The sequence below is a fragment of the Streptomyces sp. MB09-02B genome (genome assembly GCF_033794485.1).
GTDB lineage: Bacteria > Actinomycetota > Actinomycetes > Streptomycetales > Streptomycetaceae > Streptomyces.
In genome coordinates, this window is record NZ_JARGEE010000297.1 from 1 (window position 1) to 11,382 (window position 11,382).

Consider the following 11,382-nt stretch of genomic DNA (forward strand, 5'->3'; position numbering starts at 1 on the left):
GTACGGGGACGTCGGAGGGGCGGGCGGCGTTGGTGGCGTTCGACGTGGATCTTCAGGAGCGGAGGTGGAGTCCTCGGGGGAGTGGGTCGCTGTTGGCGGGCGCGTTGTTCGTGGACGCGCTGCCTGTCGCTGCCGCGAGGGTGGCCGCGTAGGGTTTCGCCCCCGCCGCCCTTACCCGTCCCACCCGTAAGGGGCTGCGCACCTTTTACCCCCAGACGTCCGTCCGGTGGGGGCTGGTCGCACAGTTCCCCGCGCCCCTGAAAAGACGGGGCTGCGCCCCCGCCTTTTCAGGGGCGCAGGGGCCTGATGCTTCTAGGGGCGCGGGGAACTGGGCGACCAGCCCCCACGCACCCGCGGTCGAACAACCGGCCCCTCAGCCCCGCGCACCCCGCAACGAGGCCATCCACAGCTCGACCTCGTCCGACCGGCGAGGCAACCCCGCGCTGAGGTTGCGGTTGCCGTCGGCCGTCACCAGGATGTCGTCCTCGATGCGGACGCCGATGCCCCGGTATTCCTCGGGGACGGTGAGGTCGTCGGCCTGGAAGTAGAGGCCGGGCTCGACGGTGAGCACCATCCCCGGCTCCAGCGTCCCGTCGACATACGACTCGACGCGCGCGGCGGCGCAGTCGTGGACGTCCATGCCGAGCATGTGCCCGGTGCCGTGGAGGGTCCAGCGGCGCTGGAGCCCCAGCTCCAGGACCCGCTCCACAGGGCCCTCGACCAGCCCCCACTCGACCAGCCGCTCGGCCAGGACGTGCTGCGCGGCGTCGTGGAAGTCGCGGTACTTGCCGCCGGGCCGTACGGCGGCGATGCCGGCCTCCTGGGAGTCGTACACCGCGTCGTAGATCTTCTTCTGGATCTCGCTGAACGTGCCGCTGATCGGCAGGGTCCGGGTCACGTCGGCCGTGTAGTACGTGTGCGTCTCGACGCCCGCGTCCAGCAGGAGCAGGTCGCCGGAGCGGACCGGACCGTCGTTGCGGACCCAGTGCAGGGTGGTCGCGTGCGGGCCGGCGGCGCAGATGGAGCCGTAGCCGACATCGTTGCCCTCGACCCGGGCACGGAGGAAGAACGTTCCCTCGATGTAGCGCTCCGACGTGGCCTCGGCCTTGTCCAGCACCCGTACGACGTCCTCGAAGCCGCGCACGGTCGAGTCGACCGCCTTCTGCAGCTCGCCGATCTCGAACTCGTCCTTGACGAGCCGGGCCTCGGACAGGAAGACCCGCAGCTCGTCGTCGCGCTCGGCGGTGACCTTGTCCGTGAGGGCCGCCTCGATGCCGGCGTCGTAGCCACGGACGACCCGGACCGGGCCGGTGGCCTCGCGCAGCTTGTCGGCGAGCTCGCGCACGTCGTCCGCGGGGATGCCGTACAGCGTGGCCGACTCGGTCAGCGAGTGGCGTCGGCCGACCCACAGCTCGCCCTGACCCGAGAGCCAGAATTCGCCGTTCTCCCGGTCGGAACGCGGCAGCAGGTAGATCGTCGCGTCGTGGCCCTCGCCCGAGCCCGAGGGCTCCAGGACGAGGACGCCGTCCTCCGTCTGGTTGCCGGTGAGGTAGGCGTACTCGACCGACGCCCGGAAGGGGTACTCGGTGTCGTTCGAGCGGGTCTTCAGGTTGCCCGAGGGGATCACCAGGCGGTCGCCCGGGAAGCGCGCGGAGAGCGCGGCGCGGCGGGCGGCGGTCTCGGCGGCCTGGGCGATCGGCTCCAGGCCGTGCAGTTCGGTGTCGGCCCAGCCCGACTTCATGCTCTCGGCCAGCTCGTCGGACACGCCCGGATACAGGCCGTTCTTGCGCTGCTTGATGGGCTCCTCGGCTTCGGTCGCCTCGGTCTCCGGGATCGCCGGCTCGAGCTCGTCCGCCACGGTCATCCTCCTAGGTACGGCACTGGACCCCGTCCATCGTACGGTCGCCGGTACGACGCCGAGGGGCCCGCGACCACTGCTCACGACAGGTCACGACCCCCTCACGCCAAGCAGCGAAGAGCCCCGCCGACGGCGCGGGTGAGCGTCACCGAGGTCCGCGACCCGACGCCCGCCGAGCTCCTGGTCGCCCTACTCGAACCGCGCCGCCAGCAACACCACGTCCTCCGTGCCGTCCGCTTCGTCGAGGCCGTTCGGGAGCATCGTGCGGAGGATGTGGTCGGCGAGGGCGCCGGGGTCGGTGCGCAGGGCCCGGGGGACACCGGCGGCGGCCGCGTGGAGGCGGGTGAAGGCGCGGTCGACGGACTCGCCGGTGCGCTGGAGGAGGCCGTCGGTGTAGAGCAAAACGGTTTCTCCTGGCTCGGCGGTCAGCTCGACGCTGGGCGCCTCCCAGCAGGCGAGCATGCCGAGCGGCGCGGACAGGGACGTCTCCACGTACTCCGTGCGCCGCTCGCCGATCAGCAGCGGCGGACTGTGCCCGGCCCCGGCCAGGGTGATCTTGCGCAGCGCGGGTTCGACGTAGGCGAAGAGCGCGGTGGCGGAGCGGGCCGGTTCGGTGAGCCGCAGGAGCAGCTCCAGGTCGGAGAGGACCGCGACGGGGTCCTCCCCCTCCATCACGGCGTAGGCGCGCAGCGAGGCCCGCAGTCGTCCCATCGCGGCGACCGCGCTGGGCCCCGACCCCGTGACCGAGCCGACCGCGAGGCCGAGCGCGGCGTCCGGCAGCGGCAGCGCGTCGTACCAGTCGCCGCCCCCGCGCGGCCCGGTGCGGTGCCGCGCGGCGATCTGGACGCCCGAGACGCGGGGCAGCCGGGAGGGCAGCAGTTCCTCGGCGATGGTCGCCATGGACGTGCGCGTGCGCTCGACCTCCACGAGCCGTGCCAGGTGCTCGGCGGCGTACCGCGTGTACAGCCCGACGAGATGCCGCTGCCGCTCGACCGGCTCCGCCGGCTCGTCGTAGAGCCAGACGGCGGCGCCGAGCCGCCCGGCCTTCTCGGTGGACAGGGGCAGCGCGTAGCTCGCCGCGTATCCGAGCCGGGCCGCGACCTCGCGGTGGCGGGGATCGAGCCCGTCCTCGGCGAACAGGTCGGGCTGGGCGATCTCGCCGTCGCCGCCGGGCAGTCCGTCGAGGATGCGGCCATACGGCAACGAGCTGCGGGGCACGGTCTCGATGTGCCCGATGTCGGCGCGGCCGAGACCGAGGCCGATCGTGGTGTCCGGGCCGAGTCCGTCGGCCGGTTCCAGGACGACGAGACCCCGGCGGGCGCCGACGAGGGCGGCTCCGGCGTGCAGGAGTTCCGTAAGGGCGCTGCCCAGTGCGTCCGTGCGGGTCAGACGTTCGGTGAGTTCGTGCAGCGTCGTGAGGTCCGAGACCCAGCCCGCGAGTCTGTCCTGGAGAACGGCCCCGGGGCCGGTGCCCGGTCCTGTGGCGGGAGCGGCCGATGAGGTGCTCGTGGCGGCGGGCGCGGGCGCGACAGTGTGTGCGGGAGAGGGAACCGTTGAATCGATTCCAGCCACTTTCGGAGGGTGAGGGGCGTTCATGGTGTCCGGCTTTCCGACCGGTGCGTATTGCTCAAAAGCATCGCAAACCCCCATGTCATTCTGCGCCGCTAGCAGTGTCTCCACATGTACACGCACTCGTGAGGGGATGTCCAGCATTGTCCTGCTGGGATATCTGGTGTCCGTGAGGCGTTGTTGGACGACTGCCGGCTCCTTGTCCAGTCCTTTGGAGAAAGCTAAGTTGGCCTAAAAGTGTTGTGGTGAACGGTGTATTGAGGTCGACTGGCCTTGTTCAACAGAGCGTCACAGCGGTCGTGATGGGTACGTACCCGGTGAAGGCCAGGGGCGGCGGAGGCCACCCGGAACCTGGCGACGGACCCGGGCGTCCTATCCACCGACGACCGAGCCCCATCCTCCCGTGGCGGAGGCGGCGAGCACACTGCGGAACAGCAAAACGCCAGGCGCCGCCACCCCTACGCCATGCCCATGCTTTTGACAGACGCAAGTCGACGCAAGCGAGGGACGCGGACGTAACCGAGCTCGGCCCGCAGGGGTTCCCCTTGTCCGCGACAGGGGTGTGATGCGCCAGCAGGTACGCACAGTGCAGTGAACGACACATGTTGTGATGTGACCCACGGTGTTGCCATGCGTGCAACGGAAAGGACGAGCGCTCATGCGCGAGATCCCCGGAAAGCGACGCAGGCTCCTGTCCAAGCGCAACGGCGGGAGGCCCGAGCTTCTTGAGCAGGCCCTGACGTTCGCGACGGAATGGCAGTGGCCCGTACTCCCGGGGGTGGCGCCGGACCCGCAGGGGCGTGCCCGCTGCGGCTGCCCGGACCCGGAGTGCGTGGTGCCCGGCGCTCACCCCTTCGACCCCGGCCTGCTGGCCGCCACCACCGACGAGCGCATGGTCCGCTGGTGGTGGACCAACCGGCCGACCGCGCCGATCGTGCTGGCCACCGGAGGCACCGCCCCCTGCGCGGTGAGCCTGCCGGCCCTGGCCGCGTCGCGCGCCCTCGCCGCCCTCGACCGCACCGGCATGCGTCTCGGCCCCGTGGTCGCGGCCCCGCACCGGTGGGCGATCCTCGTCGCGCCGTACTCCATGGAGCAGTTGGGCGAGCTGCTCTACGCCAAGGACTTCGTCCCCGGCTCGCTGCGTTTCCACAGCCAGGGCGGCTATCTCGCCCTGCCCCCCTCCGAGACCGGACACGGCCAGATCCGCTGGGAGCGGGCGCCGCTGCCCGGTTCGGCCGCGCCCTGGGTGCCCGACGTCGAGGCGGTCGTGGACGCGGTCGTCGACGCCCTCACTCGTACGGGTGTGAGCGCGCCCGAGTTCTGAGCCCGCCCGGCGCGCGCGGGGCCGGGCGCCCCCGGTCGGTCGTTATCTTCCGCACATGCAGCGTCTTCCCGGGGGCCACGGGGCCCCGTCGCGCGGCCGTCACAGCGCTCCCCCACCCCGGAGCCACAGAGCACCCGAGTCGGCGCGCGGCGGGCCGGATCCGCGCCGCCTCCGCCTCGCGGGACTGACCGCCGCGGTCGCGGTCGCTCTCGGCCTCCCCCTCGTCGCCTCCGCCGGCCCGCTCGGCGACGTCCCCGTGTCCGAGCGCGCCTCCAGCCCCGAGCGGGCCTCCACCACGGAGCGGGCGCCCACCTCCGAACTCGAGCGTGCCGCCGGGCGCGTCGGCGTTGCCACCGGCCTCGGCCCCGGGGGCGACAACGGCGATGCCGGTGGCGCCGGAGGCGCGGACGGATCCGGCGGTGACGTCGAGAAGTCCGCCGGCCGCTCCGATCAGAAGGCGGGCGGTGCCGACGGGCCGGACACGAGGGCCGCGGACGACGCCGACGCACCGGAGGACACCCAGGGTTCCCCGCGGCTGCTCGGCCTCGGACTCGCCACCGCCGCCCGCTGCGGCCCCGACCTCACCTCCCCCGACGGCATCGAGGCGCAGACATGTGTCCTCACTCAGGGCGACCGGACCTGGGCCCGCACGTACTACCGCAACGCCACCGGACGTGAACTGAGTTCGATCCTCAGCATGATGGCGCCCGGCGGGCACACCGTACGGATCCACTGCGCCGTGGGCGCGCACGACGAGCCGGGGGTGTGCGAGACGCCGAGGGAGCGCACGCGGGGCGGGACGGGGGCGTACACGGCCGTCGCGGAGTTCGCCGCGCCGGAGGGCGAGGGGCCACTACTGCTGCGCTCAGGGAGCAACTCGGGCCGCTCGTAAGGGCGTTGACGTCCGAGGGGTTTCCGTCCAGTGGGGCCGCTCCGGAACCCGGGCATGAAAAGACCCGGTTGCTGGCGACGGGGGATGCACCAGCAACCGGGCTAATGGAACCGTAACAAGAGATCGGCGCTTCGCAAATTCGATCTCGGCTATTCGGACACGAATTTGCCTGTCACGTAGGGGAGTTGTGACAGGAGTCACCACACTTCGAACGCACTCGGTCGGCCGACCGCCCCCTCGGCGCGGGAGCCCATGTCAGCTCAGCGTGACCTGTCGGTTGGTGAGACCACCGCGCGCCCGGCGCTCCTCCGGCGTGAGCGGGGACTCGTCGGCCAGGGCGCCGGCAAGCCGCTCGGCGAACTCGGCCGCCGGCTTCTCGATGTCGTCCGCGCCGACCCCGCTGGGGAGGTCCCAGACCGGCACGGTGAGTCCGTGAGCACGGAAGGAGCCCACCAGACGAGTGCCCTCGCCGAGGCTCGAACGCCCCGCCGCGTGCAGTCGGGCGAGCGCGTCCAGAAGCCGCTCCTCGGCGTGCGGCATGACCCAGCGCAGGTGGTTCTTCTCCGGGGTCTCGCACCAGTAGGCCGCGTCGACGCCCGCGAGCTTCACCGTCGGGATCGCCGCGGAGTTGGCGCGCTCCAGGGAGGCGGTCACCTCCGGAGTCGCGTTCTCCGTGTCCGGGACCCAGAACTCGAAGCCCGTGTGTACAACTGGCTCGAACTCACCTTCCGGGTCGAGCAGGTCCTGCAGCCGCGGCCCGTCGGCCGGGGCGCGCCGCCCCTGAACCGGAGTGCCCGGCTCGGCGACGAGGGCGCGCTGCAGGGTGTCGGCGAGGTCGCGGCTGATGTCACCGGACGCGGTGTCGTTCTGCAGGCCGAGCAGGACCGAGCCGTCGTCGCGGCGCAGCGCGGGCCACGCCATGGGCAGGACGGTGGCGAGCGTCACCGACGGGACCCCTTCGGGGAGCGCGTCCTTCAGCTTCAGCTCGACGGTGGCGGCGGGCACCAGCTCGCGCAGCGCGATCCAGTCGCCCTCGCCGGGCAGGCCCTCGAAGGGGCGCTGCACCAGCTCGGTCACGGCCTGGGCGGCGGCCCGGCCGTGGCAGGCCTTGTAGCGGCGGCCGCTGCCGCAGGGGCATTGCTCGCGCGCGCCGACAACCGGAACCTGCCCATCAGCGCCTGCGGCGCCGACTCCGCCGGTGCCCTGCGGGCGCTTGGCCTTCGTGTGGGGTCGCTTCTTGGCCATCGTGGGTGTCTCCCGATCACGGCTCGTCTCGTACTCGCGCGAGCCTAGCCGCTCGTACGACGACCGACGGGACCCTGTGGACAACGCACCGAGTCGTCCCGGAACCGGTGGTTCGGGCCGGGATGTGCCCGGCCGCGGGGCCGGACGGGTCCGGCCCGGTCAGTCCATGTCGTCGAACGCGTCCGCGAAGTCCAGGTCGGGGAGGGAGACCGAGGGGGCGACGACGCGGGTGGCGAAATCGTCCCGGCGGTGGGCGCGGTAGACGTCGTCCTGGACGACGACCCACACCGTGACCTCGCCGCGGGCGTCGTCCCGCACGCCCCAGTCGTCCGCCAGCGCCGTGACGATGTTCAGCCCGCGGCCACCGTGTGCGGTGACCGAGGGCGTGGACGGAACAGGGCGGGTCGGACCACCGCCGTCCGTCACCTCGACCGTGAGCCGTCCCGAGTCGTCCATCCGCCAGGAGCAGCGCACATCGCCGTCGCCGGCCAGCGCTTCGCCGAGCGGTCTGCCGTGTTTGCAGGCATTGCTGAGTAGTTCGGAAAGGATCAGTAGGGCATCGTCGATGACCGATTCCGCCACACCGCCCGTGCGCAACTGATCGCGCATCCGGTGCCTTGCTTCCCCCACGCCCGCAGGGCCATGGGGTACGGCCATGCTCGACGACGTGGGCACCTCCTGTGCCACCACCAACGCCACCCCCGAGACCTCCTTCGCCCCACGCCACGGTGTGAATGCCCCATTGGACTGGACTGGAAACCGGCCAACCGACGTGCTCTGACGCACTCCTCACGCTCGAACACGGACCGAACGCGCCGGTGCACACCCCGTAGCTGGATGGCTGAATTTCGTCCCTGATATGCCGACTTGTCCTTGGTCGCGGTTCGGCCGCCTTGGCGGAATTCTTACCTCCGTCAAACGCCGCGCGGGAGCGGCGCCGGGGGCGGACGGGGTCGTCGCAGGTGTGAAGAGAGGCGTGTTCGGAGCTGTCGCGGAGCGGGTGTGCGGAGTTGTCGAGAACGGTGTGTTCGGAGTTGTGGGAACGCGTGCGCTCAGCGGCCGAGTTGGTGGAGCACCGCGCGCGGGCGGTTGGTGATGATGGCGTCGACATCCAGCCCGACACAGAGGTCGACGTCCTGGGGTTCGTTCACGGTCCACACGTGCACCTGATGCCCGGCGCTCTTCAGGCGCTCGATGTACGTGGGGTGGTTCCGCACGATCCTGATCGAGGGGCCGGCGATCCGGACACCGGGGGGCAGCCGACCGTCGCGCAGCCGGGGCGAGACGAACTGTGTCAGATAGACCGTGGGCAGGGTCGGGGAGACGGCCCGGACGCGGTGCAGCGACCGCGCCGAGAAGCTCATGATCCTCACCGGTGAGTCGGCGGCCGACTCCGGGGCGTCCAGACCGAACCGCTTCAGCAGGACCAGCAGCCGTTCCTCGACCTGGCCGGCCCAGCGCGTGGGGTGCTTGGTCTCGATGGCCAGCTCCACCCGGCGCCCCGCGTCGGCCACGAGTTCGAGCAGGCGTTCAAGGGTGAGGACGGAGGTGTCCGCCCGGTCCTCGGGGGTGACCTCCCAGTCGGGGGCCTCGTCACCGTTCTTCCAGGAGCCGAAGTCCAGGGCGGCCAGATCGGCGAGCTCCAGGGCGGAGACCGCGCCGCGGCCGTTCGACGTACGGTTGACGCGTCGGTCGTGGACACAGACGAGGTGGCCGTCCGCCGTCAGCCGGACATCGCACTCGAGGGCGTCCGCGCCGTCCTCGATCGCCTTCTTGTACGCGGCCAGGGTGTGCTCGGGGGCCGCCTCGGAGGCGCCCCGGTGGGCGACGACCTGAATCGGGAGCTGTCGTGCGTGGGTCACCGCGTCATGGTGCCACCGTGACGGGGTACGCGTGGGGGTGGTGACCGTGGACGACCGAGTCCGTACGTACAGTACGCGCCATTAGTCTGATAGATCCTATATAAAGGATGGTCTCGGACCCACAGGCACCGCTTATGGTGCCCTGACGGCTCGTGGGAAAAGCTGACCGCAGACAAAACTCACGCACAGCCCTCTGTGCGACCGCGCGATCACGAACACGCGATCAAGAACGCGCGAACAAGAAGAACAATCGACCGCCTACTAGGTGAAGCCGTGGACCGAGGAGAAAAGCTGTGAGCACCGAGAACGAGGGCACCGCGGTACCCCCGGCCCCGTCCGCACCTCCCGTGCCGGTGGATTCTCCCGCTGCCTCCGCGCCGGCCCCGACGCACGAGCCCAGCGCGGCGCCGGCGGAGACCGCCGCCCCGGTCCCCGCGGCCGGAACCACCGCCGACGACGCCCCGACGACGCAGCTCCCGCCGACCCCGCCGACGGAGCAGCTTCCCCCGGTGCCCCCTACGACGCAGCAGCCTCAGCCCGAGCTGGTGTCCACGGGGGCACCCGGTTACGCGGCGAGTCACGGCCAGGCGCCCGGCGGTGGCTACGGCCAGGCCCCCGGCGGCGGATACGCACAGGCGCCCGGCGGCCCGGGCGGGCCCGTCGGGCCCGTCGGGCCCGGTGGGCCCTCCGCGCCCGACGCCGCCTGGCCGCCCCCGCCGCCGCCCGCCGTCCCGTCGTACGCGGACAACGGCGCCGCCGCCGGCGCGTACGGGCACGGCACCGGCGCGTACGGCGACGTGGGCGCGGCCGGAGGCACCGGTGGCGCGGGCGGCCCCGGCGGCCCGGGCGACGGCGGCTGGGGTTCCTCCTGGCAGCAGACGCAGCAGCCCGCCCCCAAGCCGGCCGGCAACAAGCGGGGCGGTCTGCTGGCCGCGATTCTCGTGGCCGCCCTGGTCGCGGGCGGTGTCGGCGGTGGCATCGGCTACACGCTGGCCGACCGCAACGACAACTCCTCGGGCTCCACGACCGTCTCGGCCTCCCAGAACGGCGGTGACGTCAAGCGCGCGGCCGGCACGGTCGCCGCGGTGGCCTCGTCGGCGCTGCCGAGCACGGTCACCATCGAGGCGTCCGGAAACGACGGCGAGGGCGGCACGGGCACCGGGTTCGTGTTCGACAAGGAAGGCCACATCGTCACCAACAACCACGTGGTGGCGGAGGCCGTGGACGGCGGCAAGGTGTCGGCCACCTTCCCGAACGGCAAGAAGTACGACGCCGAGGTCGTCGGCCACGCGCAGGGCTACGACGTCGCGGTCATCAAGCTGAAGAACGCCCCTTCGAACCTGCAGCCGCTGACGCTCGGCGACTCCGACAAGGTCGCGGTGGGCGACTCGACGATCGCGATCGGCGCGCCCTTCGGCCTCTCCAACACGGTCACGACGGGCATCATCAGCGCCAAGAACCGCCCGGTGGCCTCCAGCGACGGCTCCTCCGGCAGCAAGGCCTCCTACATGAGCGCCCTGCAGACCGACGCGTCGATCAACCCGGGCAACTCCGGTGGCCCGCTCCTCGACGCACGGGGCAACGTCATCGGCATCAACTCGGCGATCCAGTCCGCCAGCAACGGCAGCTTCGGCTCCGGCCAGGCGGGCTCCATCGGCCTCGGCTTCGCCATCCCGATCAACCAGGCCAAGAACGTGGCCCAGCAGCTGATCAGGACGGGCAAGCCGGTGTACCCGGTGATCGGCGCCTCGGTCTCCCTGGAGGAGGGCACGGGCGGAGCGAAGATCACGAACTCCGGTGAGGGCGGCGCGGACTCCATCACCGCGGGCGGCCCCGCCGCCAAGGCCGGCCTCAAGCCCGGTGACGTCATCACCAAGCTCGACGACCACGTCATCGACAGCGGCCCCACCCTCATCGGCGAGATCTGGACCCACCTCCCCGGCGACAAGGTCACCCTCACGTACACCCGCGACGGCAAGACCCGCACGGCGGAGGTCACCCTGGGCGAACGCGAGGGCGACAGCTGACCCACACCTCACCGCCCCTTCACCGTCCCCGCTCCTCAGCCGTCTGCTGGGGGCGGGGACGGTTCGGCTCCCCCCGCCGCCATTCGTCCGTGACCGCGGGCCTGTTGTGGGCCACCATCTCGCGATCATGAACACAGCCGGTACGCTGTACCCGCTCCGCCCCAGGTGGGCGGGGCGCAGGTGGGTTGCCCGAGCGGCCTAAGGGAACGGTCTTGAAAACCGTCGTGGCAGCGATGTCACCGTGGGTTCAAATCCCACACCCACCGCAGGTGAACGGTCCCTGACCAGGTAAATCGGTCGGGGGCCGCTCTCATGTGCGCTGTCCGTCAATCACCGTGGTTCCCTGTCAGTTATCGGTCGAACGGGCACGGCAGGGGCACGCGCACCTTCTGATCCGTAGCTTTCGTCGCCTGGCCCTTCGTCTCCGCCCTGGTCCCCCTGCTAGTAGATCGTCGCGGCTAAGTGTCGTTCTGGTTGCTGGAGTTGGGCAGAATCTCCCTGTCGCGTCCTTTCGGCCGTCAGGGGTGCTGTGTCTTCGCAGAAGAAGTATCCGGTTGCGTTGAGCGTCGAAGATCGTCAGGCGTTGGTGCGGGTGACGACGACGG

Annotated in this window: 8 protein-coding genes, 1 tRNA gene and 1 pseudogene; 5 read left to right on the top strand and 5 right to left on the bottom strand. The window is 71.4% G+C overall.

The features are described from left to right. Nucleotides 1–152 (top strand): annotated as a pseudogene (locus P1P70_RS31415) (2-(5'-triphosphoribosyl)-3'-dephospho CoA synthase); the annotation flags it as partial. 221 nt (nucleotides 153–373) lie between these two features. Here P1P70_RS31415 and P1P70_RS31420 read toward each other — a convergent pair. Both P1P70_RS31420 and P1P70_RS31425 read right to left on the bottom strand, forming a co-directional pair. Continuing rightward, nucleotides 374–1,864 carry an aminopeptidase P family protein gene (locus P1P70_RS31420; protein WP_413471590.1) on the bottom strand — a complete coding sequence of 497 codons (1,491 nt, stop codon included), beginning with the start codon at nucleotides 1,862–1,864 and terminating at the stop codon, nucleotides 374–376. Between the two features lie 183 nt (nucleotides 1,865–2,047). After that, on the bottom strand, nucleotides 2,048–3,571 hold the full coding sequence (locus P1P70_RS31425; protein WP_319243809.1) for a PP2C family protein-serine/threonine phosphatase: 1,524 nt from the start codon (nucleotides 3,569–3,571) through the stop codon (nucleotides 2,048–2,050). 514 nt (nucleotides 3,572–4,085) lie between these two features. Between P1P70_RS31425 and P1P70_RS31430 the strand changes: the two genes are divergently transcribed. Then, nucleotides 4,086–4,751, top strand: coding sequence for a bifunctional DNA primase/polymerase (locus P1P70_RS31430; RefSeq protein ID WP_319243811.1), 666 nt, complete (start codon nucleotides 4,086–4,088; stop codon nucleotides 4,749–4,751). A gap of 55 nt (nucleotides 4,752–4,806) precedes the next feature. After that, the gene (locus P1P70_RS31435) at nucleotides 4,807–5,643 is read left to right on the top strand and encodes a hypothetical protein (protein ID WP_413471591.1); all 837 of its coding nucleotides are present in this window, start codon (nucleotides 4,807–4,809) and stop codon (nucleotides 5,641–5,643) included. Nucleotides 5,644–5,898: 255 nt separating this feature from the next. Here P1P70_RS31435 and P1P70_RS31440 read toward each other — a convergent pair whose 3' ends face one another. The 3 genes from P1P70_RS31440 to P1P70_RS31450 all read right to left on the bottom strand — a co-directional run bounded on the left by P1P70_RS31440 (nucleotide 5,899) and on the right by P1P70_RS31450 (nucleotide 8,750). After that, a complete protein-coding gene (locus tag P1P70_RS31440; protein ID WP_319243812.1) occupies nucleotides 5,899–6,888 on the bottom strand; it encodes a DUF5926 family protein in 990 nt (329 codons plus the stop codon). A gap of 159 nt (nucleotides 6,889–7,047) precedes the next feature. Further along, nucleotides 7,048–7,587 carry an ATP-binding protein gene (locus P1P70_RS31445; RefSeq protein WP_413471592.1) on the bottom strand — a complete coding sequence of 180 codons (540 nt, stop codon included), beginning with the start codon at nucleotides 7,585–7,587 and terminating at the stop codon, nucleotides 7,048–7,050. A 353-nt stretch (nucleotides 7,588–7,940) separates the two neighbouring features. Next, entirely contained in the window at nucleotides 7,941–8,750 is an 810-nt protein-coding gene (locus P1P70_RS31450) for a glycerophosphodiester phosphodiesterase (protein ID WP_319243815.1), read from the bottom strand. A gap of 293 nt (nucleotides 8,751–9,043) precedes the next feature. Between P1P70_RS31450 and P1P70_RS31455 the strand changes: the two genes are divergently transcribed. Both P1P70_RS31455 and P1P70_RS31460 read left to right on the top strand, forming a co-directional pair. Then, nucleotides 9,044–10,777, top strand: a complete 1,734-nt coding sequence (locus P1P70_RS31455) for a S1C family serine protease (protein ID WP_319243817.1) — start codon at nucleotides 9,044–9,046, stop codon at nucleotides 10,775–10,777. A 179-nt stretch (nucleotides 10,778–10,956) separates the two neighbouring features. Then, nucleotides 10,957–11,043, top strand: a tRNA-Ser gene (locus tag P1P70_RS31460). Nucleotides 11,044–11,382 lie beyond the last annotated feature (339 nt).